The organism is Aliamphritea spongicola (assembly GCF_017051665.1).
GTDB classification, from domain to species: Bacteria; Pseudomonadota; Gammaproteobacteria; order Pseudomonadales; family Balneatricaceae; genus Amphritea; species Amphritea spongicola.
On record NZ_JAFIDL010000001.1, the window covers coordinates 657,617 to 681,256 of the forward strand.

Sequence of the window (23,640 nt, forward strand, 5' to 3'; positions counted from 1 at the left end):
GTTATTCTCAATGCTTAGCGATGGCGAAAGGACTGTTCAGGTATACGTAACCAGCCTGGCGGTCCGGGTGCTTTTTGATGCGTACCAGCAGGTTGGTTTTGCTGGGAATGGCTTCACCGTTTAACAGGGCTGTCAGGTGTTCCCGTGCCAGTGCGTTCTCAGTACTGTTCAGATAGGCACTGATAACCTCGCGGATAATCAGCCACAGTTGCTGCTCGGTTTGCGGGTTATCATCCGCCAGAAAGCTTACCGCCTCAGAAAGGTTATTAATCAGCAGGCAGTATCTGACCCGGTTCCAGCCCTGTGTAAAGCTGTAGCGAACCGATTGCCGCGCCCGGTCGTTGAGTTCTTTAAGGTCGGCGTCAGACCAGCGGGAGTCAACCAGCTTTACGCCTTCGAAGTCCCGTACGATTACCCCGGAAGGTAGGCCATCCTTCAGGCAGATGACGGTATTCTGCAGATGTGGTTCGAAAATCACCCCGTATGCAAAGAAAGCATGCAGCATCGGCAGGACAATTGCCTCAGCATAGTGCTGTAGCCAAAGTGCCTTGTTGGGAATGCGGACGGCGTCCCGTAACGGGTTACCTTCCTGGAATAATGCACCGGCCATGACAGCTTGCTCGCCGTCTGACAGTACCCGGTTGATGTTCTCGCGGAACACCACACCAAAGCCTTCCTGAATAAGGGTATTGTCGGCGCTGTCCAGGCCAGGTAACTGAACCGTCATGAATCCCGGCTCTTCAAGTAGCCGGAAACCCTGATGCTGGCTCTGCAGATCCGCTTTTATTTCTGTCAGCCGGCTGTTCAGAGCGAGGGCTGTTTCCAGTTCATAAATGGCGTTTTTACGGACACAGTTCGTAATACGCACATTTAGCGAGCCTTTGATAAACCAGGGTGTGTCCCGGTTGTACAGGGTTCTGACAGAAGCCGTTGCAGCATATTCATCCCCGGCTGAGCCAAGGTATTCGAGGGTTCCGGACTCAACAGCCCGCCGCGTAACCGGCAGAGACAACACATACTGCGCCTGCTCCGGATGCACCGGGATCAGGCATTCATCATCAGCAGTCCAGATATCTGCTGGGGCGATGTCCGCCAGTAACTGAGTAGGAGACAGTGGCTCAACGGTTTCACAGCGCAGCAGTGTTCGGGGTACTTTGAACCAGTGCAGTTGGAAGTAGCTGCGGTACTCCGGCGCGTAACCGGCTTCAGCACCGTCAGCGTGCCACTGGCGGCTTTTCGGGGTTGGATGGAATGCATGACCGAACGCCAGCGACTGCTCAGAAAACAAATACAGATCTTGCGGCGCATCGGTGCCGGGAGGGTGCTGTAACCGATGGGCAAGAATATTGGCCGTATTTTCTAGGCTAAGTTTGATTTGCTGAGTGAACTCCAGATTAAAAGGCATACCTTCAGCATCACATAAATCCGCCACGAGCCAGGTGGTCATTTGCATGGCATCCAGCTCTGCCCAGGCAGCGCCGTCTCCAGCGGTGCTACGTCCCAGCACCGGATACGCATAGCGATAATTCCCCAGCAAAGTATGGCGGCTCACAGCAACCATCAGTTGCTGGCGGCTGTGCTGTAAATCGATTAGTAACCAGCGCTGGCTGCGCTGTTTCTGCCGCCAGCCCAGAGGCAGTGTCTGTAAAATGTGTGCCCCGGGAGATGTAATTAAGGTGCCACCGGGAATCGCCACTTCCCGCAGGTAGCAGTTAAGCAAGGTACGGATAGCGCTGCGCTCAGCATCCCGGCGTGCCCGGCCACCGGGCAGCAGAGTTGTCGTATCATCGTAAGAGGGGCTCAGGGAACTGTTAAATGCGTTCATGGTGCCACCTGCGCAACGGTTTCATCATTAAAGCGGACGGCGAACTCATCCATCAGATCCCGCATCACCTGGCTGAGAACAGACTCTGAAGGCCCGGTGCCCCGGAAAATACTCAGGTAATCACGGTTGGAATTATCAAGGCGGTGGTGCTGTCCGGCGACACAAAGGGGTTCGTAGTACACCTTGCAGCCGTCACGCTCGACAGAACGACTTTCAGGAACGGAGGTGATCTGGCCGCTGCGGTCAGCAATCTGACAATGAATCTGGGCGTAGTGCGAATCTGCAGGTGCCAGAGGCATAGGTAAACCGAGATAAAGGTCTATCACCGCAGCAAACAGATTGTACTGCAGGGCCTGAGACATCAGGAAATCAGACTGATCACCGATATTGCGGTAATTGATCTCAATCAGCCGTGGTCCACGTTCTGTAATGACAAATTCGGTATGACAACTGCTAAAGCCAACACCGACCGCACGGATCTGGGCCAGCAGCGGCTCAAGTACATCCGCAGGTAACTCGCGGTTAAACGTCTGGCCCAGTTCGATAAAGTAGGGCGGTTCTGACAGGAAGGTTTCGAAGCTTCCCAGTACCTGTATTTCCTGGCCATCACCCAATGTTTCTAGGGTGCGCAGCGGCCCTTCAATAAACTCCTCAAGTAACAGTGCCTGGCCGGGATTACGCTCCCAGAAAGCTGAGCAGATAGCCTGCAATTCAGCTTCGCTGTTGACCAGGCTGACATTTTCACTGGCCACACCTTCAACAGGCTTAGCGATACAGGGGAAGGGGATGGCTGAATCGGCAAGGTCTTTCTGATCCGATACCGGCTTGAACCAGAGCGAATCGAGCCCGGCGGCCTGTATGGCCCGCCGCATTGCCAGCTTATTTTTGGCACGGTAACAGGCGTGCCAGTCTTTTGCCGGTAACTGATAATAATCCGCGACGATGGCAGCAGATGTCTGCAGATGATCACTGTTGGTAAACACTGCTGCCGGTTCAATAAAGTGCTGGTTAAGAATATTCAGTACCGCGACCGGATTAAATACGTCTGCAGGCAGGATCTCACTGGCATCCAGTATTCCTTCATCAACCAGTGCCTGATGACGTTCAGGCTGATCGGTCACAACAATCAGAGGTTGTTCACGTTGGCGTAACTCAGGAATAAAGCCTTCAGTAACGGATGCTGTGGGCACGTGGGCCACAATGACAAAGTAGTTTTTCAACGGATTCTCCGGGCATTTTGTATGGAAATAATAAAAAACAGATCTATGTATAATTGCGAATTATTATTATTAACGATTACAATGACGCCTCACTGAGAAATTACCCAACCTGGGCAAACCATAAAATGAATAGTTTTTTTTGTGATTCACCACTGCATCAGGATGAAGCAGGGGATGCTCGCGGGCAGAAGGACGAATCCGGCAAACTACAGAACAGGGCAGATGTCAGCACGTTATATACAACCTACCGGCAAGACCTGCTGCTGCATCTGCAATCAATGGTTAAAGACAGGGACATAGCTGAAGAACTGCTGCACGATACCTTCATCCGGGTGTCCAAGCTGCCAGCAATCAGCGCAATTCGAAAACCCAGACCTTTCCTCATCAAGACGGCCAGAAACCTGGCGCTGGACTATTTACGCCAGCAAAAAATCCGGCCGGCAGCGGATATGGAAGAAGTGGACACAGAACTGATGGCTGCAGATCCGGAACATCTGGACCAGTTGATTAAAGAACGACGGCTGCAGCAGCTTAAGTGTGCCGTTGCTGATTTACCGCCCCGGGCTAAGGAAGCGCTGATGTTGGCCAAGTACCGGGAAATGACCCTGAAAGAGGTCGCCAGAGAAATGGAGATATCTCAGACAATGGTCGAGAAACATCTGAAAACAGCTCTGCAAAAGTGTCGTACAGCACTGATCTCAGAATCGCACTAGTTTGGGAACAACAATGACAAGACAAGAACTACAGCCTGCCAGCCCGGTATTCGAGCAAGCCAGCGACTGGTTTTTAAAACTGCAAAACAGTGAAGATGCACAGCTGCTGGAAGAGTTTCAACACTGGCTTGACAGCAATCCAGACCATGAAGACGCCTATCTTGAAGTGCTTTCCCTGTGGCAGGAAATGGATCAGCTGACGCCGGAAGCTTACGGAACAACAGCGGTAAAACCTGCTTCTGATGTTGTATCACTCGCAGACATAAAACAAGAAAGCCATTTAAAAACAGAAGGTAAGAGTGCTTATGTGAAGCGCTTTGTGCAAGGGTTTGCTCTTGCTGCCTGTATGGCACTCCTGGCAGTGTTAACCCCGGTACATATCTGGCAGCCCGCTGATTATTCAACCGCGACGGCTGAGCAGCGCATCGTCGAACTTGATGACGGCAGCAAGCTGCACCTCAGTGCACAGTCCGCCGTGAATGTTGATTACTCATCCACCGGACGGCACATCGAACTGCTGTACGGCGAAGTGTTCTTTGAAGTAGCCAGTGACCCAGAGCGGCCATTCCGGGTGCGGTCAGAAAATCAGACCGCTCAGGCTCTGGGTACTGCCTTCAATATCCGGCTGCTGGATGACAACATCCAGACCACGTTGACCGAAGGCACGCTGAAGCTTGACCTTGATGACCAGGCAACACTGATCATTAATGCCGGTCAGCGGGTTGAATGGGACGGCACAGGTAAACACCGGCTGCTGAAAGGGGACTACCCGTATCTGCCCAGCTGGAAACGCAATATCGTGCGTCTCGACCGTATGCCACTCACTGATGTGGTTGAACTGCTGAACCGTAACTATGCGCCGGCATTCCGTATTGCTAACCCTGAACTGAGGGATCAAACCCTGCAGGGAACCTTGCCGTTGAATAATCTTGAAACCGTTATGAAAGTGCTGCAGGGCGCATTAAAGCTGGAGTTTACCAAGGTTTCAGATCAGCTGATTTTGCTTTATTAAAATTTTTTTACAAAAACAGGTTGGGTTATTCCGGGCCGCTCCGTCTTATTAGTACAAATAATCTGAATGACAACGATTTGCATTCATAAGCAGTAAGACAATTTGGAGTACCGGATGACCCTTCCGCGTTTCACAGCCCTGTACACCGCTATGCAGGCATGCCACAAATCAAACTACAAACAGCTCCTCGCCCGGGGCGTATTCTGCTCGACGGTTCTGGCTGCGGCGTTACCCGTTCAGCAGGTAACCGCAGCGGATGCAAATCTGCAGCAAAACTACACTTGGAATATTCCGGCCCAGCCTCTGAATGTATCCATTACTGACCTGGCAGAACGGGCCGGGCTGGTAATTCTGTTGCCACCGGAACAGTTCAGCAATGTGAATGCCAGTGCTATACGCGGTGATATGACCGTGACAGCCGCACTGGAACAACTGCTTGAAGGCACCGGCTATACCTATCAGGTTGATAATGGCAACACGCTGACCTTGCGGGAGGGCAGCAGTGATCTGCCCTTAGTCAGGCCCGAATCTATGGTGGTAACCGGTAACTGGCTGGACAACGTAGGCGAAACAACCGTGCACGAATTCCCCGGTGCCCGGAATATCCTTACGGCTGAAGAGATCGAAAAATCCGGAGCATCATCCCTGACTGAGGCCTTCCGCAAGATCCCAGGGGTACAGGTACGTATCCCTTCAGAAAGTTACGGTGCCAACCATGCACTGAGTGTGGGTGTACGGGGTCTTAAATCCCGTTTCTCTGAGAAATCCACCATCCTGCTGGACGGTATGCCACTGGCATTTGCCCCTTACGGTCAGCCACAGCTGTCTATTGCGCCGGTTGGCCTGGGCAACCTTGCAGCCATTGATGTGGTTAAGGGTGGTAGCTCGGTACGTTACGGGCCACAAAACGTGGGCGGTATCATTAACTTCGTAACACCGGAAATTCCGGAAGAACTCACCACTCGCCTGAAACTGCGTACCGAAGGTGCAGTTGATGACGGCCGGGGCGGCATGCTCGGACAGACCAACCTGTTTATTGGCGGTGCTACCGGTGAAAGCAGTGGGCTGGCACTGATGTATTCCGGTAGTCATGGCAGCAGCTACCGGGAAAACTCCGATGAAAGCATCGATGATCTGATGATCAAAGCTGAAACCTGGCTGGACGATAATCAGAAACTGGAAGGGCACATTCGCCGTTTCCAGGCTGAAACGGATATTGCTGGCGGCCTGAACGAAGCTCAGTATGCGGAAGACAGATATCAGTCCCGTTATGACAATAATCACTTCGACGGTGACCGCACTGAAGCCCGGGTGAAATACACCAACTTCATCAGCGATACCCAGGAATTCGAAGTGCAGGCGTTTGCTTCAAACACCTCCCGTTTATATGGCCTGCAATTTAACCCGGATAACCGCCAGCGCTACGACGAATGGGACCGTGAATACGACGTTTACGGCGTAGAGCCGCGCTATAGTCAGGTATTCGAAGCAGGGGACACAGAACACGAAGTTTCCGTGGGTTACCGTTTTATCAAGGAAGAAGCCGACCTGACCCGTCACCGCTGGAACGGCTTTGCAGCAGGCAGCGATCCAAGAACGGTGACCGGCGTGCTGCGCACCAAGGATGAAGCAGGCACCACCGCGCATGCAGTGTATGTAGATGACCGTATCAGCTTTGGTGACTGGATCGTTACCCCGGGCGTACGTGTGGAAGATGTTGAAGTATTCCGTGACAGCAAGATCCGTAAAAACGTAGCCAACGACTTCAAAAACGAACAAAGCTACACCGAGGTTCTGCCATCTCTGAGTGCCAGCTACCTGCTTTCACCGGAAGTCACGTTGTTTGCTAACTACAACACTTCATTCGGTACGTTGCAGCACCTGCAGTTGGCAGATACCACCGACAACGATCTTGAGCCGGAAATCGCCAAGACCATTGAACTGGGTAGCCGCTACCAGAAAGGTGGCCTGAGCGCCGAACTGACCCTGTTTAACATCAACTTCGATAACAAACTGCAGTGGGATGACACCCTTGAGCACCACGTCAACAAAGGTGAAACCCAGCATTACGGCTTTGAAATGGCCGCAGCCTATGCGTTTGAGAACACCGGTATGAGCGTATACGGTAACCTGGCGTATACCGAAGCGGAGTTCAAAGAAGGGGACGTAAAAGGTAATGACCTGCCGTACTACTCTAACTGGGTGGGTAACCTGGGTATGCAGTACGAAACCGGGCCATGGACCTACAACCTGGAAGCGTACGCCCAGTCCAAACAGTACACAGATAACGAAAACACCGAAGAACTGACGGTAGTGAACGACACATACTACCGCGGTGAGATGCCTAGTTTTGTTATCTGGAATACCCGCGCCAGCTATCAGTTCCAGCCAGCCACCCGGGTATCCTTTGGCATCAAGAACCTGTTCAACGAGAAGTATTATTCTCTGAGTGGTCCTGATCAGCCATACGGTGCCGGCATCAGCCCCGGGGCACCGACAACCGCTTATCTGGAACTGGAAATGGAATTCTGATCTTTACATCAGTTAAGCACCCAGCAGCCCGGCGCTTTCAGCGTGCGGGCTGCCTCTGTTTTACGCTGAACGGATACGCCCATGAGATATTTTATTAACGCCCCGGTTTTACGGGTTTTACTGCTTTGCGTCTGTACGCTGCTGTCTCTGTATAGCTCTGCACGCACAGTGACGGATCAGGGAGACGGCTTGAACATTGAAGGCATACCACAACGGATCGTGGTGCTGGAATACTCCTTTCTTGATGCCGTGGTGCTGGCGGGTATCAGCCCGACGGGTATTGCCGATGACCAGCGCCCGGAACGCATCTTGCCTGAAATCCGCCAGCAACTGGAAGACTACACCTCAGTTGGTCTGCGTGGCCAGCCGGATCTGGAAACCATTGCCAGCCTTAAACCGGACCTGATCATTGCGGACAAATACCGGCACGAAGCCATTTACAAAGAACTGAAGAAAATCGCTCCAACGCTGTTACTGCGCAGTTATGGTGCTGAATACAGCGATTTACTTGAAGATACCGTCACCATTGGTGCCGCACTGGGAAAACCCGAAGAGATTAACCGGGCGCTGGCCCTGCATAACCAGCGTATGGATGCCTTAAGTAAACAGATCACCGAAGGGGCCGGCGACGGTATTAACAACCAGTCATTATTATTTGCAGTTACCAACCACCGGGCGATGACCCTGCATGGCAGCAAAGCCTTTGCCAGTGGAGTGATGCGGCGGCTGGGGCTGCAGCATGCTACGCCTGTTAACGATGAACGTGCATACATCCAGATCGGTTTCGAACAGCTGCTGGAAATGAACCCTCAATGGCTGATTATTGGTGACTACAGTGAAGCGCAGGGCGGCTCAGATATCCTCAACCGCTGGCAGCAACACCCGCTGTGGCAGCACCTGAATGCGATTAAGTCAGACCATCAGGTCCGGGTGGACCCTAAGGTATGGGCACTCGGCCGCGGTGTAATGGGTGCAGAGCGGATAGCTGCGGACCTGAGCAAGGCGCTGAAACAACAATGATCTCCCGTGTGTATTTAAGCTTTCCGCTGGCTTCATTGTTCCTGCTTGCCGGGCTTGCCAGTGCCACCGTCGGAGGCTCGGCTTTTGAACTGCATTTCTCACAGTTAAGCGACGTGTTGCTTAGTTATATGCCCCAGTACTTCGGGTCGCAGAACCTGAACAGTGATCTGGGAGCGCAGCTCATCGCCACCGTCAGGCTGCCACGGGTACTGATCGCCGCAGGAGCTGGGGCAGCACTGGCCATAGCCGGCGCACTCATGCAAGGCCTGACCCGCAATCCACTGGCGTCACCTGCACTGTTTGGCATTAATGCCGGAGCCGCCTGCATGATGGTACTGGCACAAACCGGTGTGCTTCCGCTGTTGAGCGAGTTACCCCTGATCATCAGCACAGCCCTTGGGGCCGCGCTCGCCGGTATTTTGGTACTGGCGCTGGGCGGTGGCCTGAGTGGCCGGCTGCATCCCACCCGGATGGTACTGGCCGGCGTTGCCTTAAGTGCATTATTACTGGCACTGACCCGGGCATTACTGATTCTGGATGAACAGTCTCAGGGGGTGCTGTCATGGCTGGCCGGATCTTTGACCGATACAGGCTGGGACCACTGGCAGCAACTGTGGCCATGGTTACTCTCAGGCGGTTTGCTGGCAATGCTCCTCAGCCAGAAACTTAATCTGCTGGCACTGGGGGATGAAATTTCAACCGGGCTGGGCGCACCGGCATTACAGATTCGCCTCTGGGCTTCACTGGCAGTCATCATGCTGACAGCCAGTTGTGTTGCGATCACCGGGCCAATTGCCTTTGTTGGCCTGCTTATTCCCCATCTGGGCCGAAATATTGTCGGTCACGACTACCGGATATTGCTGCCGTTCTGCGGGTTACTGGGGGCAGGCCTGCTGAGCTGGGCCGATCTGATCTCCCGTTATATGGCATTTCCGTCGGAAACCCCGGTAGGCCTGGTAACGGCACTGTTAGGTGCACCGTGTTTTATCTGGCTGGCCAGCTGTCGCAGGGAGCATAGCCGATGAACACTCAAAAACTGATGTTACCTGTCATTCTGCCCGGGCTGCTCTTTCTTGGGGCGCTTGCCGGATTGTATCTTGGCAGCCTCAGCTTCAATGAAGCCATGGCGCTGGATGTGATCGTCGGGGATTTACGTTTCGCCCGGGTGCTGATCGCCATACTGGCAGGAGCAGCACTGGGTCTGTCGGGTTGCCTGATACAGGGTGTGGTCCGTAACCCACTGGCAGCACCGGACCTGATTGGCGTCAGTGCCGGAGCAGCTGTGGCTGCCACCGCGTTACTGTTGTTGTTTCCGCAGCTGTCACTGCACTGGCTGATTCCGGCAGCAATTGGCGGCGCGCTGGCAACCCTGTTGCTGTTACTCCGGCTGTTACGCAACGATGCCCTGAGCCCAACCCGGCTGGTACTGACCGGTGTCGCCCTGAGCATCTGGCTTTCTGCGTTAACCGACTGGCTGCTGGTCAGCCATCCCCAACAAACCAATGCAGCTCTGGTGTGGTTAACCGGCAGCCTGTGGGGCCGGGGTTGGGATCAGCTCTGGGTATTACTGCCATGGTTCGCGGTGCTGTTGCCGGTCAGCCTGATGCTGGCACTGCGGCTTGATTTGCTGACTCTGGGGGATGACGCCGCCGAAAGTTTAGGTGCCGGGGTACTGAACACCCGCAAAACAGCACTTCTGTTAGCGGTTGCACTGGCGGCCATCAGTGTTGCTGTGTGCGGAACCCTGAGCTTTGTTGGCCTGATTGCGCCCCATCTGGCCCGCTTGCTAGCAGGGGGCAGTCATCTGAGACTGTTACCGGCCGCCGCTATGATCGGCGGATTACTGGCACTTGTTGCTGACATTCTGGCCCGAACCCTTGCCGCACCACTGGAACTGCCAGCAGGGGTCTTCACATCACTGATCGGTGCCCCGTATTTTCTGTTTCTGTTAACCCGCTACCGAGGCTGGTAATGGCATATCTGAGTATAAATAACCTGTCGTTCACCTATGGGGACCGGCCGGTACTGCAAAACCTTAATCTGACTATCCCTCAGGGGAAAATCACCGCCCTCATCGGCCCTAACGGCTGCGGGAAATCCACCTTACTTAAATGTATCGCCCGGATACTGCAGCCGCAGCAGGGGGAAATCACTCTGCAGGGCAACAGTGTTCACCATCAAAACACCCGTCAGCTGTCACAGAAGATGGCACTGCTGCCACAGGCTCCGGTAACCCCTGAAGGCGTCAGTGTGCAAGACCTTGTGGGCTACGGCAGAGCTCCCTGGGGAAACCGCTGGGGCCGTCTCAGTGCAGATGATAAAGACATCGTCAGCGCAGCTCTGACGGAAACAGGATTGACTGATCAGGCCGGCCAGACCGTTGCCGAGCTCTCCGGCGGCCAGCGCCAGCGCGCCTGGATCGCCATGATCCTTGCCCAGCAGACCGATCTGGTACTGCTCGACGAACCCACCACCTGGCTGGACATCGCCCATCAGGTCGAACTGCTGCAACTGATGCGCAAGTTAAATAAACAAGGGAAAACCGTCGTTGTCGTACTGCACGATCTGAACCAGGCCTGCCGCTATTGCGATGAATTGGTCATACTCAGGGAAGGGCGGTTACAGGCACAAGGCACACCCTCAGAAATCTTCACCCGTGAACTGCTGGAAGATACGTTCTCGCTCTCTGCAGAAATTCATCCCGACCCGGTGTCTGGTTCGCCCAGTTTGTTTGCGTTGTAACGGGTATCACAGCCGTAGCTTATCGGTTGTTACTTAGTTCATTATTACCCGCACGTTAAAGATACAGACCCGCTATGGAGGTTAAGTATTTGTAAGGGGTAGAAGGGACGATAGGTGAGCCTTAAGCAATACAAATCAGCGTCTGTCAGAATGTTAAGATAGATGCTGAATTTTAGAAGAACCATCAGTGCTTAGTCTGCTCACGGTATTCTGTCGGAGTCACGCCTACCTTATTTTTAAACAGCCGGGAAAAGTATTGTGGGTATTCAAATCCTAAAGCATAAGCAATCGTCGCCACTGAATCGTCAGACCCGAGCAATAAATTCTTTGCACGGTTTATCTGGTAGATATGAATATTCTCCAAAGCCGTATGTCCCGTTTCAAGTTTGAGTGCGTCACTTAGGTACCGCGGGGTCATATGCAGGTTTCCTGCAATCTCCTCAACGGTGGGCATATGATCTGTGTTAAAGACTTTAAGGGCATCGTTGAAACGGTTTTCCAGGGATGTAACCTGGCTTTCTTTTCTCTGCTGAAACTGGCGCTGGTAGAAACGTTCAGCATAGGTAAGTAAGGTTTTCAGCTGTGAAAGCATAATCTCTTTACTGAACGCGTCGTGATGCTGTTCGTACTCTTGTTCCAGCGTATCGAGAATACTGCTGATTAATGACCCTTCCCGTGGCGATAAGTGAAGTGCCTCGTGAACGGAATATGAAAAGTAATTTGCCGCTTCTATATCTTTCTGGATCGGGGTACCGCGAAGAAAGTCTTCATGAATCAGTACGAATTTACCTCTGGATTTTACCTTCAGGCCCTTCGTCTGGACGACCTGTCTGGGAGCAAGACATATCAGACATCCGTTTTGAAAATCATACTTAGTCTGCCCGTAGAAAATAGCTCCTTCCAGGATATGCTTGAGGCTTATCGCATAGAAATCAGTACTGATTTCAAGATCAGTATCAGGACAGTTAATTTCATCTGTGGTATCCGATTGAATGTTAACCACTGAAAACAAAGGATGCTCCGGCGCGGCTATTCCCAGAAACTGGTGATAATCATGCAAATTTGAAAAGTGTAATTTCTCTGTCATGGCCTTGCCGTCACTTCAGAATACGATTCAGCAACTTAATCAGCTCAGCTGAAAATTGATATTGGGATAAGCGCTAACGTTAAAGATACATGCTTTTTGGTATTGAAGCCTGTTTTCAAAAGTAGCCCTGTCAGAGTTAATCATCTGCAGCAGGGCTCCATGGAAAGTAAGGATTACTTATTGAAGAAAGCCGCTACAGTGTCCGCAGATTTTTCTACCGCCTCTGGCTTGTAGTAAAAATCAACATGGCTGAATCCACCAAATGCTGATACTTCAGGGTCATTGGTCAGTCGGTCGATAAATGCAGTTGAACAAATCGCGGTAGGCGCATCCTGACCGTAAACAACCAGGGTGGGTTGCACAATCTTGTCAGCATAGTGTTCGCAAAGCGAAAACAGCGACTGCATGGCCTGATCACCTATATGCATATTGGAAAAGTTTTCGACCGCTTTGGGCCCCCGGAAACCGTCTCTTCCGTAGTAATCATAAGATTCACCAGCCATGGCCGGATAGGCCGCCGCGCTGACGAACTCTTCTTTCGACTGATCATCGTTCAGGCCAAAAGGCGCAACGTAGTCTGGCTCACCGGTTTCGTAAATCTTCTGCGCTGAAATATTGGCAGCGGCAATCATTTGATGTGCCACGTCTTTATCAGTCCACTGGAATGGATCTGCAGCCATCATGCCGGAAACTGTAGCGAGTTTTTTAATTCGGTGATCTGTGACTGCTGCTGAGGCAATAATTGATCCGCCCTGGCATACACCGAGGCCGTAAATTTCTTCCACATAAGGCAGTGTTCCTAAATAGGATACGGCATCCCAGGTATTTTCTATCAGCCTGAACATGTAGCGGGACTGTTTAAACTCACCGGCCAAAGCGGGCGAATCCCCCATCCCAAGATAATCAAAGGCTAAAAACACAAAACCTCTTTTGGCCATTTCCGGACCGTAGGTACCTAAGACCTGTTCTTTAACTTGTGGAAACGGGCTTGCACCAACAATGGCTTTGTATTTTTTGTTGGCATCAAAATCCTCAGGCAGGTACAGGTTACCCACCAGATCCACGCCAAATGATTTAAAGGTTACGCTTTTAATGCTCATATCATCACCCTTAGGTTTGGGGCAGTTAACGGAGAAGAGGCCCTGCCAGTTATCAATCGGTATGCAGAGCATTCTAGGGGCCAGCCATTCCGGACTAAATAAACATAATTACGTTTCTTGTATACAAAAATACAATTGTTCAGGGAAAGTGAGTTAGAAGCGGTTTCAGGAAGCACATGGTCATAAGAGAGGAGAGGGGCGGACTCGATTTTTTGCCAGATCATCAGGACAAATTAAAGCAAAGACCTGCCCCCCCATTAAAATGACTGCCTGGGCAGGCTTTCGCTTCCGGCACTTCGCACCTACACTACATTGTCGCTGTTGGCGGCATTAAGCTTCGAAAATAAAAGTCAGGGAAAGATATGAACTGGATTTCAGAATTACAAAACCTGAATTACATGGCTGTAGCAATTGCAGCCATTGCAAGCTACGTCCTTGGATTTGCCTGGTACCATTGGGCGGTTTTTGGTGAGGCATGGGCGAAAGCTTTAGGCCTCACAAAAGAGGAGGCTGACAATACCGAAGGCCTTGGTGGCGCTTTCGTCATCTCTTTAATTTCAGGGCTATTGAAAGCTGTATGTATCGCATTGCTTATGGCAGCCGCAAACATATCAGGTCTTTTAAGTGGGGCATTATTTGGTGTACTGATCTCAGCAGTATTTATTGTCTTGTCGCTGGGCTACTACAATAGCTTTGCCCGCGTGCCATCGAAGCTAACATTAATAAACTCAGCCCATGGAGTTGTTGAACTTGCTGTAATGGGTGCAGTTATAGGCGTATTTTCATAGCAAAGCTTGCCTGATCAAGTGATCAATCTGAGGTATTTCTGTGCTTGTTTTTGTGTTTGAATGGCACAGCACTCACAACTGTAAAACCGCAGTTTTTGGTGGCGTTGGTAACCTCTATGAGCCAGAAGAGGACATGTATCAATACCCGCCCGCATATACGTATCTTTAGGTAACGCTAATCTTGTTGAGTCATATCATTGCTTGTTGTAGCTCGTTTTTACCCTTGCCTTTTCCTTAAATCAGTTACATATTGAGCACTTAAGGATCTTGCTGTGCCAAAATACGTGCACAGTCAGTCGTCAAAATGCGCATGCTTGTTTTTATCGGAAGAAAATGACGGTGCTGTCTAAAAGATATTTAGGTTCAATTTTTTACAGCTATTTTACTTTCTGGGTTAGCAGAAAAACGCGCATACTTTTTATAAAAAATTAGCTTGGTAGAAGTAGTAATCTATTGTTGTTAATTAGGTAAAGTAAGGAGCGGTAAAATGAATTTAAATGGATTAAAAATTAGTGCGCTGATTGAAGACGTTTATGATTTAGCTATTTGTATAAATGAGCTGACAGACTTATCTAAAGAATCTAATTCTAACTATGTCTTACCTATTCTAGATGCAGAGCTAAATGCAACATCTTGTTCACCTCCAACGCCTGAGTCTGATCTTAACAACTATAGAAGAAATATAGAGGGTTACTCTAGGTCTGTTTCCAACGCTATAAATGGAATTGGTGCTAGAGGCTTACAGATGGGGGAGTTTACTAGGGCGAGGAATAATTTTGTTAGATATTTTAATACTTTACCAAGTGACTATTGTATAGGATCTTCAAATAGAGATGAGTTCAATGCTTTACGAAACTCGATTAGTAATGGGATAAACCAAATAAATCGAGGAATAAATATTTTTGAGAGCAACTACAGCTCCTATGTAAATCAAGCTGTACCTTTATTGAATACCCTAAACAGAGAGTCAAGTCGAATAAGCCCTTCATCAAGGGACTATACTCCAGTATTGTTAGCCCTTTCTCAGTATAATTCTTTCGCATCCGGATATAGTTTAGAAATATGGAATTTATCTCAACAAATAGAAAACCTAAGTTTAACGTTGTCGTCTGCTCTTAATTCAGCTAACAATGTATTTCGGAGATCATTCGAGCAAATAGAAGCAAATGTAGAAAGCGAGTCTAGAAAGTTTATATCTGAAAATACTGCTGCGGAAAATGCTTTTAGAGAATGGGAAAATATTAATGGAAAAACTGGATATGAGAAGTTTCGAGATATTGTTGTTCATGTATCCCGAGTAATGATTCCAAGCTTCAACTCATTTTTACAGAAAGTCCCTAGAACTCAAAGAATTCAGGAAGCTGCGGGTAGAGCGCAAGAAGTAGTTACTCATATAGAGTCTGGATATCAAGCATTTCCAACGTTTAATAAACTCCCCAGCCCATCAACTTCTTTTCCTTATGAAAAATATGGAAAAGATGAGCGAAAATATGGCGAGCAAAGACTCATAGATTTCTTAAAAAGTGTTTCTTTAACGCATTTTAATGACACCGGGAAAAAGCTTTATTTTGGGGATATGCAGCTTGAACATGGAGGAAGAATTAGTCCTCATGTTTCTCATAAAGAAGGAATAGATGCTGATATTGATCCAGTAGAGGTCGGAAATGTACCAAACAACAACAAAACATTAGCTCTAGCCACAGCTAAAAGATTCTTATCTGGGGGGGCCAGAATAGTATTCTATGCTGATGAAGATGTTGTAAACGATGCGAACACATGGGCTTCTCAAAATAATATTTCGGGAAGGCTTAAGAAAGAAGATGGACATAAAAATCATTTCCATATTAGATTATAAACAGACAATTAGTTTAAGAGCGACTTACCTCTCAGCGGAAATGGAGGTTAAGCCAAACTATTTCTGCTCCTGACACAACACAGACATCAACCTGCCCGAAAGCTCTTCCAGTTAAGCGGGCAGGCACAACTCCTCACTCACTCATCCAACTAGATTAATTACACATACCATCTCATTTAAAAAAGCCCATTGGCCGCAACTTTCCATCCGAAAACCACCCAACCCAAAACATCCTCCATAACCGTCTAGCCACACCGTTTAGCCTGAGTTAGCATTCCCATAATTATCTACCCATAACTAAAACAGGGTCTCAGGGTTTAACTTATTCGTTTGAGGCCTTCAGTGGCACGCGACTACTATTAGGGAAGTTACTTACTATAAACCAACAATAATATTCTATATTCAGGACGCAGCCATGATGCCAGCGCTAGCCGTATCCCGACGTACCCGCAGTACGCCTTTTACCAGCCGTGTCGAAGCCATGGGAGTTCAGGCTTACACCGTTTATAACCACATGTTGTTGCCAACTGCCTTTCAGGGCATTGAAGAAGATTACTGGCACCTGTGCGAACACGTACAGGTGTGGGACGTTTCCTGTGAACGTCAGGTGGAGATTACCGGCCCGGATGCTCAGAAACTGATCCAACTGATGACTCCGCGGGATCTGAGTAATGCCCGCGCAGGGCAGTGTTTTTACCTGCCGCTGTGTGATGAAAAGGGCATGCTGATTAATGATCCCATAGCGATCAAGCACAGTGATGACCACTGGTGGCTATCCATTGCAGACAGCGATGTAAAGCTCTGGGCAAAAGGCATCGCAACCGGCATGCAGTTAGATGTGAAGGTCTGTGAACCGGATGTCTGGCCACTGGCGGTACAGGGGCCGAAAGCAGAAGAACTGATGGCCCGGGTATTCGGTGAAGAAGTTAAGGATATCCGTTTCTTCCAGTACCGTCATCTGAACTACCGGGATACCGATATGGTGGTTGCCCGTTCCGGCTGGAGCAAGCAGGGCGGTTTTGAAATCTACGTCAACGATGCAGAACTTGGCTGCATGCTCTGGGATGATCTGTTCAGTGCCGGGGAAGACCTTCAGGTAGCTCCGGGTTGCCCGAATCTGATTGAACGCATCGAAAGTGGCTTATTGTCGTTCGGCAACGATATGGATTATTCCGACACGCCGCTGGAATGCGGCCTGGATAAATATGTCAGCCTTAGTGCAGACATTAACAGCCTGAGCATTGAAGCCCTGCGCAACAGTACACCGCGACATCAGTTAGTGGGTCTGGTATGCCAGGGCAAGCACAGCTTTACCGCTACCGGGGTGTATATGGAGGAGCTTTGTGTCGGTGAGATCACCTCATGGGCATGGTCACCGAAGTATGGTGTGACACTGGCCTTCGCCCGTTGCAACCCGGCAGGGATGGATGAAGGTGTGAGCCTAACGGTGAATAGCGACAGCGGCGCTCAGCCCGTAGTATTGAGCGGATTGCCATTTAATTTTAACGACTTAGGACTGACTGCTCATGAGGCGGGTCAGTCTGAGTCAGTTACAGGGAAGCCAGTTTAATGAGTAAGCAAAACAACCGATCGTCGTATCTGGGGGCTGACACAATCGCCCTGCATGCCGGCTATCAGCCTGAACCGGAACATGGTTCGCGCGCCGTTCCCATTTATCAGACAACCTCCTATGTATTCGAAAGTGTCGATGCCGCATCGGCGCTGTTTAACGTCGAACAGGGCGGTCATATTTACAGCCGCATTACCAACCCCACCGTTGCCGTGCTGGAACAGCGGGTTGCAGCACTGGAAGGGGGCACCGGCGCTGTCTGTACCGCTTCTGGCATGAGTGCACTGTTCGTCACCTTTGTATCCCTGTGTTCCGCCGGGGATCATATTGTCAGCGCCGGGCAGATTTACGGCTCCACAGTCACCTTGCTGAAACATACCCTTAAACGGTTCGCGATTGATGTTACCTTCGTTGATATTAACGACAGCCAGGCGGTCGCCGGTGCGATTCAGAGCAATACTAAACTGGTGTTCTGTGAGTCCATCGGTAACCCGGGGCTGGAAGTATCCGATCTGCCTTCAATCTCTGATGTAGCGCATCAGCATGGCATACCACTGGTTGTGGATGCTACCTTTGCAACCCCTAGCCTGTGCAGGCCACTGGAACACGGTGCAGATGTGGTGGTGCACTCCCTGACTAAATGGATCGGTGGCCACGGTACGGCCATTGGCGGTGCGATTGTCGACGGCGGCAAATTCGACTGGGCTGCCAGTGGCCGCTTCCCGACGCTGACCGAGCCTTATGAGCCTTTCCACGGCATTAACTTCTGGGAAGAATTTGGCCCCGCAGCGCTTACCATGCGTATCCGCGCAGAAGCCATGCGTGATTTCGGCGCGGCCATGAGCCCGCACAACGCCTTCCTGTTATTACAGGGCATTGAAACCCTCAACCTGCGGATGAAACAGCACGTTGAAAACGCCAGACAACTCACAGAATGGCTGCAGCAGCAGGATAACGTTGCCTGGGTAAATCATCCGGATCTTGAATCCAACCCCACCCATGAAATTGCTTCACAACTGTTTCCGAACGGAGCCGGCTCCATGCTGTGCTTCGGCGTGAAGGGCGGCAGAGCCTGTGGGGCTGCGTTTATCGATGCACTTCAGCTTTCTTCCAACCTTGCCAATGTGGGCGATGCACGGACGCTAGTGCTTCATCCGGCCAGTACTACCCACTCACGGCTGGACGATGAAGCCATGATTAAAGCAGGCATTGGTCCGGATATGATCCGGGTATCCGTGGGCATTGAATCCATCCGTGATATCTGTGCTGATTTCTCTCAGGGGCTTAAAGCCGCTGATAAAGCATGGCAAAAGCAGCAGGAGGCATAAGATGCGGATTTCCGTAAACAATCAGGACGTATTCATTGCCACCGGCGGTAAAACGTTTAATCCCGAACTGCCATGCGTGGTCTTTCTTCACGGCAGCGGGCTGGATCACCGATGCTGGGCGCTGCAGGCCCGCTGGTTTGCCTTTCATGGCTACAGTGTCTTCGCGCCGGATTTCCCCGGCCACAGCCTGTCAGCCGGTGAACCGCTGACCAGCATTGAAGCCATGGCCGACTGGCTGATTGACGCACTGGAAGCTGCCGGTGTGCAACAGTTGCATCTGGTGGGGCATTCCCAGGGCTTTCTGGTGGCACTGGAAGCAGCACCGCGGCTGCAATCAAGGCTGCTCTCGCTGACAGCGATTGGTACCGCCGCGGCTATACCGGTGAATCCGGCATTAATCGACACAGCCAGAGAAGCACCGATGAAGGCCGCCGATATGATGCTGCAGTGGGGCTTTGGCCAAGCCACACAAATGGGCTACAGCGCGGTTCCCGGGGTACAACCCATTGCCGTTGGCCGTCAGATTATGGCGGCTAATCCGCTGGCAGAAGACCTGCAGGCCTGTAATGAATACACATCAGGTACTGAGCGGGCAGCAGAAATCAGCTGCCCGGCGAAGGTCATTCTGGCCGGACAGGACCGTATGACCCCCTATAAAACCGGGCTTGAGCTGGCAAAACTGCTGAATACCGAAGCTATCCGGATTGAATCGGGCCATATGCTACCGATTGAGGCCCCCAAAGCCTGTCTCGATGCCATGAAACAGTTTTTTACCCGTCTTTAACTGCCGGTAACCGAATAAGAGAACCCATTATGTCTACATCTACATTCAAAAAAGTTGCCGTTATCGGTGCCGGTACCATGGGTGCTGGCATTGCCGGACAGGTTGCCAATGCGGGTATTGAAGTCTGGCTGTTGGATCTGGCCTCAGAAGGCGAACGTGTTAATGCCCTGGCTGAACGGGGCATGGAACGCCTGCAGGACCCGGACGCACCGGGCCTGATGAGCGATGCTGCGGCGGAGAACATTCATCTGGGCAACATCCGGGATGATTTTGATCAGTTAGCGGACTGCGACTGGATCGCTGAAGCGGTGGTAGAACGGTTGGATATTAAGCAGGACCTGTATCGCCGTATCAATGATGTTTGCCGTGATGATGCCATCATTACCTCCAACACCTCGACGATTCCCATCAGCTTACTGACACAGGGTATGCCGCAGTCTTTCTGTGAGCGTTTTGCTATTACCCATTTCTTTAACCCGGTACGTTTCATGCGCCTGCTGGAACTGGTTCGCGGCGAACAGACCCGTGATGACGTCATGGAACAACTGGATGCCTTCTGTGATCAGCAACTGGGTAAAGGGGTGGTGCACTGTGCCGATACCCCGGGCTTTCTGGGTAACCGGGTTGGTGTCTATGCCATCCAGTGTGCGTTACACACGGCATTTGAAATGGGCCTGAGCCCGGCGGAAGCGGATGCGCTGTTTGGCCGTCCTATGGGCATTCCTAAAACCGGTGTGTTCGGCCTGTATGATCTGATCGGCATCGACCTGATGTCTGACGTGGTTAAGAGCCTGGTGAATATTCTGCCTGCGGAAGATGACTTCCATACGGTGGCGGCTGAAATCCCGTTGATGACCACCATGATAGCCAACGGCCAGACCGGCAACAAGAATGGTCAGGGCTTCTTCCGCGATGTACCAACTGATAACCCGGATATCACCAATCGCGAAGTTCTTGACCTCAGTAACAATGAATACCAGCCCTACACACGTCTGGAACTGCCACTGGCACTTCAGGCTGAAGCGCAGGGCGTACAGGTGCTGTTGGATGATGACAGCCGCTACGGAGAATACGCCTGGCAGGTGCTCTCACGTACCCTGTGTTATGCCGCTTCACTGATCCCGGAAGTGGGGGACAATATTGTCCCGATCGATGATGCCATGAAACTGGGCTACAACTGGGTACAGGGGCCGTTTGAGCTGCTGGATCAGATTGGCACCGAACGTTTTGTCAGCCGCCTTGAGTCTGAAGGCCGCCCGGTACCTGCATTGCTACAGCAAACCCGTGGTGATCAGTTTTACCGGGTTACCGGGAATCAGCTCTGTGCCCGCCGGGCAGACGGCAGTTATCCGCCGATTCAGCGGGCCGAAGGGGTGCTGCGCTTCTCTGAGCTGCGCCGTACGCTGGAACCACAGAAAAGCAATGCTGTTGCCAGCTGGTTTATTGTCGATGACGCCGCCATTGTGGAATTCCACAGCAAGGCCAATGCGCTGGATGGCGATTCAATGGCCATTCTGGAAGATGCCCTGCAGCAAGCCGCAGCCCGTGGTTTACGTGGCGTTATCGTTCACAATGATGCCCAGCATTTCTCCTGCGGTGTGAACCTGGGCGCGGTGCAGAGTTTCTATCAGGCGGAAGACTATGAAGGTCTGGATCACTTCCTCAATCACTTCCAGCAGGTTGTGCTGGCCATGCGTAACAGCCCGGTACCGGTAGTCGCTGCGCCATCCGGCCTGTCTATCGGTGGTGGTTTTGAAGTAGTGCTGCATGCGGATCAGGTTATCTGCCATGCGAACTCCGTTACCGGGCTTGTTGAGTCTCTGGTGGGTGTTGTTCCCGGCGGCGGCGGGGTTAAGGAAACCCTGTACCGCAATCTGACTAAGTTCGGCGATATCGAAAAGGCCAGCTGGAAAGCGTTCATGAATCTGGGCTACGGCCGTACCGGCACATCACCCATCATCAGTCAAAAACTGGCCATGCTGCGGGAGCAGGACCAGTGGCTGATGAACCGGGATCGCCTGCTAAATCATGCCCTCAATGCACTGGATCAGGTTGAGAAAGCTCCGGCCCGTGAACCGGTCGCACTGGCCGGTGAGCCACTCTATACCCAGATGTGTGACTGGCTGCATCAGGCCCGCGAAGATGGGCTGCTGTACCCCCATGATGTGGTCGTCGGCACTGAGATTGCAGGCATTCTCACCGGTGGCCAGTGTGCAGCCGGTACCGTTCACACCGAGCAGGACCTGTTTGATGCTGAACGCCGGGCATTCCTGAGACTGGTTAAAACACCGGAAACCCGTGCGCGAATCGACAGCATGCTGGGCAGCGGCAGCAGCATCCGCAACTGATGGTATGAAACCGCAGGATTCCGGCGGCGGGTTAAACCGTCGCCGGAGTCCGGACCAGAATAAGAATAAGGAGTACAACCATGCATTCAGATTATCAGGCGCTGAACATGAATGCGGCAAACTATGTTGGCCTGTCCCCAATATCCTTCCTGCACCGCAGTGCAGATGTCTATCCTGATTACGAAGCGGTTATCTACGGTGAGCGCCGTTACAGCTGGCAGGACGTCCGCCAACGGTGCAACCGAATGGCATCCTCACTGGCTGAAATGGGTGTCGGTCTGGGGGATACAGTGGCAGTACTGGCCTTTAATACCCCGGAGATGTTCGAGTCACACTTTTCTGTACCGATGACCGGCGGGGTGATCAACACCATTAACACCCGGCTGGATGCCGAAACCGTGGGGTATATTCTTGACCACGGAAAGGTGCGGGTCGCCATCGTCGACCGGCAACTGTATCCCGTTTATAAAGCCGCGCTGGAATTCGCCGAAAGCCGTCCGCAATTGGTGGTCATAGATGACCCGGCAGCCGGCGAACGCCCGGATGTCGAGATCCCACACCACAGTTATGAATCTCTGATCAGCAGCGGCAATCCGGACTTTAGCTGGCAGCCACCAGAAGACGAATGGCAGGCCATTGCCCTGAACTACACCTCCGGTACCACCGGCAGACCAAAAGGGGGGGTCTATCACCACCGGGGCTCTTATCTGATGAGTATGGGCACCGTGATCGGCTGGAACCTGCCGAATCACCCCCGATACCTGTACTGTGTACCCATGTTTCACTGTAACGGCTGGGGGCATGCCTGGACCATGGCCGCGGTTACCGGCACGGTTATCTGTATGCGGGCATTTGAGCCTGGCTTACTGTTTCGCCTGGTTGACGAACATCGGGTAAGCCATTTTGGCGGCGCGCCGATTATTCTGAATATGCTGGCTAATGCCCCGGAAGAACAGCAGATCCGTTTTGACCGCAGCATTAAAGTGATGACCGCCGGCGCACCGCCACCGGCACAGGTTTTGGCCCGCATGACCGAGTTCGGCTTTGATGTGATGCACGTTTACGGGCTGACTGAAACCTACGGCCATATTCTCCAGGCTGCGCCACAGCAAAGCTGGGAAGCTGAGGACAACAGCCGTCAGGCAGAGCTTAAATCCCGGCAAGGCGTGCGCTTCCCCATGACAGAAGCAGTGATCGTTCAGGATACCGATACAGGATTACAGGTACCGGCTGATGGCAGCAGCATCGGCGAAATCCTTATACGGGGTAATACCTGCATGAAAGGCTATCTGAATAACCCTGAAGCCACCGCTGAAGCCTTTGCTGATGGCTGGTTCCATAGCGGGGATCTGGCGGTAGTTCATCCGGACGGTTACATCCAGATTAAAGACCGTTCCAAGGATCTGATCATCTCCGGCGGGGAGAACATATCCTCGGTAGAAGTGGAGAATACCCTCTACAAACACCCAGCGGTGGGTGAAGCAGCCGTAGTTGCCATGCCCGATGAAACCTGGGGTGAAGTGCCCTGTGCCTTTGTGGAAGTGAAGGGCGCAGAACCTGTTACTGAAGCAGAATTAATTGATTTCTGTAGCACTCACATGGCACGCTTTAAGCGACCAAAGCGGGTAATTTTTGGCCCGCTGCCGAAAACAGCCACCGGTAAAATTCAGAAACACGCATTACGCGATCAACTGAAACCGGCTGAATAAGGATCTG

18 protein-coding genes are annotated in these 23,640 nt (G+C 51.6%); 14 read left to right on the forward strand and 4 right to left on the reverse strand.

What is annotated here, in order from left to right:
* Positions 1-7: 7 nt before the first annotated feature.
* Together JYB63_RS03065 and JYB63_RS03070 are read right to left on the reverse strand one after the other, a co-directional pair.
* Positions 8-1,825 (reverse strand): IucA/IucC family protein, encoded by a 1,818-nt coding sequence (locus JYB63_RS03065; protein WP_205656336.1) that lies wholly within the window; start codon positions 1,823-1,825, stop codon positions 8-10.
* Entirely contained in the window at positions 1,822-3,045 is a 1,224-nt protein-coding gene (locus JYB63_RS03070) for an ATP-grasp domain-containing protein (protein ID WP_205656337.1), read from the reverse strand. Before JYB63_RS03070 ends, JYB63_RS03065 begins: the two co-directional genes overlap by 4 nt.
* Positions 3,046-3,170: 125 nt before the next feature.
* Here JYB63_RS03070 and JYB63_RS03075 point away from each other — a divergent pair, with 125 nt between their 5' ends.
* From JYB63_RS03075 to fecE, 7 genes are all read left to right on the forward strand, one after another.
* On the forward strand, positions 3,171-3,758 hold the full coding sequence (locus JYB63_RS03075) for an RNA polymerase sigma factor (protein WP_205656338.1): 588 nt from the start codon (positions 3,171-3,173) through the stop codon (positions 3,756-3,758).
* Between the two features lie 13 nt (positions 3,759-3,771).
* Positions 3,772-4,770 carry a FecR family protein gene (locus tag JYB63_RS03080; protein WP_205656339.1) on the forward strand — a complete coding sequence of 333 codons (999 nt, stop codon included), beginning with the start codon at positions 3,772-3,774 and terminating at the stop codon, positions 4,768-4,770.
* 114 nt (positions 4,771-4,884) lie between these two features.
* Positions 4,885-7,302: a TonB-dependent siderophore receptor gene (locus JYB63_RS03085; protein ID WP_205656340.1), complete on the forward strand. Its 2,418-nt coding sequence runs from the start codon at positions 4,885-4,887 to the stop codon at positions 7,300-7,302.
* Positions 7,303-7,383: 81 nt separating this feature from the next.
* Positions 7,384-8,322: a Fe(3+) dicitrate ABC transporter substrate-binding protein gene (locus JYB63_RS03090; RefSeq protein ID WP_205656341.1), complete on the forward strand. Its 939-nt coding sequence runs from the start codon at positions 7,384-7,386 to the stop codon at positions 8,320-8,322.
* Positions 8,319-9,347 (forward strand): FecCD family ABC transporter permease, encoded by a 1,029-nt coding sequence (locus tag JYB63_RS03095; RefSeq protein WP_205656342.1) that lies wholly within the window; start codon positions 8,319-8,321, stop codon positions 9,345-9,347. Before JYB63_RS03090 ends, JYB63_RS03095 begins: the two co-directional genes overlap by 4 nt.
* On the forward strand, positions 9,344-10,294 hold the full coding sequence (locus tag JYB63_RS03100) for a FecCD family ABC transporter permease (protein ID WP_205656343.1): 951 nt from the start codon (positions 9,344-9,346) through the stop codon (positions 10,292-10,294). The genes JYB63_RS03095 and JYB63_RS03100 overlap by 4 nt, the downstream gene beginning before the upstream one ends.
* Positions 10,294-11,064 carry a Fe(3+) dicitrate ABC transporter ATP-binding protein FecE gene (gene fecE, locus JYB63_RS03105; RefSeq protein ID WP_205656344.1) on the forward strand — a complete coding sequence of 257 codons (771 nt, stop codon included), beginning with the start codon at positions 10,294-10,296 and terminating at the stop codon, positions 11,062-11,064. Before JYB63_RS03100 ends, fecE begins: the two co-directional genes overlap by 1 nt.
* Positions 11,065-11,248: 184 nt before the next feature.
* Here the strand turns inward: fecE and JYB63_RS03110 are convergent, their stop codons facing one another.
* Complete coding sequence (locus JYB63_RS03110; protein WP_205656345.1) at positions 11,249-12,151, reverse strand: helix-turn-helix domain-containing protein; 903 nt, start codon at positions 12,149-12,151, stop codon at positions 11,249-11,251.
* Positions 12,152-12,324: 173 nt separating this feature from the next.
* Entirely contained in the window at positions 12,325-13,215 is an 891-nt protein-coding gene (locus JYB63_RS03115; RefSeq protein WP_205656346.1) for an alpha/beta hydrolase, read from the reverse strand.
* Between the two features lie 398 nt (positions 13,216-13,613).
* Between JYB63_RS03115 and JYB63_RS03120 the strand changes: the two genes are divergently transcribed.
* The 7 genes from JYB63_RS03120 (at position 13,614) to JYB63_RS03150 (ending at position 23,633) form a co-directional block, all read left to right on the forward strand.
* A complete protein-coding gene (locus JYB63_RS03120) occupies positions 13,614-14,039 on the forward strand; it encodes a DUF1761 domain-containing protein (RefSeq protein WP_205656347.1) in 426 nt (141 codons plus the stop codon).
* Positions 14,040-14,526: 487 nt separating this feature from the next.
* A complete protein-coding gene (locus JYB63_RS03125) occupies positions 14,527-15,894 on the forward strand; it encodes a penicillin-insensitive murein endopeptidase (RefSeq protein WP_205656348.1) in 1,368 nt (455 codons plus the stop codon).
* 415 nt (positions 15,895-16,309) lie between these two features.
* Positions 16,310-17,464: a dimethylsulfoniopropionate demethylase gene (locus tag JYB63_RS03130; RefSeq protein ID WP_205656349.1), complete on the forward strand. Its 1,155-nt coding sequence runs from the start codon at positions 16,310-16,312 to the stop codon at positions 17,462-17,464.
* Positions 17,464-18,792 carry an O-acetylhomoserine aminocarboxypropyltransferase gene (locus JYB63_RS03135; protein WP_243431791.1) on the forward strand — a complete coding sequence of 443 codons (1,329 nt, stop codon included), beginning with the start codon at positions 17,464-17,466 and terminating at the stop codon, positions 18,790-18,792. Before JYB63_RS03130 ends, JYB63_RS03135 begins: the two co-directional genes overlap by 1 nt.
* Before the next feature lies 1 nt (position 18,793).
* Positions 18,794-19,576, forward strand: a complete 783-nt coding sequence (locus tag JYB63_RS03140) for an alpha/beta fold hydrolase (protein ID WP_205656350.1) — start codon at positions 18,794-18,796, stop codon at positions 19,574-19,576.
* 29 nt (positions 19,577-19,605) lie between these two features.
* Positions 19,606-21,924, forward strand: a complete 2,319-nt coding sequence (locus tag JYB63_RS03145) for a 3-hydroxyacyl-CoA dehydrogenase/enoyl-CoA hydratase family protein (protein WP_205656351.1) — start codon at positions 19,606-19,608, stop codon at positions 21,922-21,924.
* An 80-nt stretch (positions 21,925-22,004) separates the two neighbouring features.
* A complete protein-coding gene (locus JYB63_RS03150; RefSeq protein WP_205656352.1) occupies positions 22,005-23,633 on the forward strand; it encodes a long-chain-fatty-acid--CoA ligase in 1,629 nt (542 codons plus the stop codon).
* Positions 23,634-23,640 lie beyond the last annotated feature (7 nt).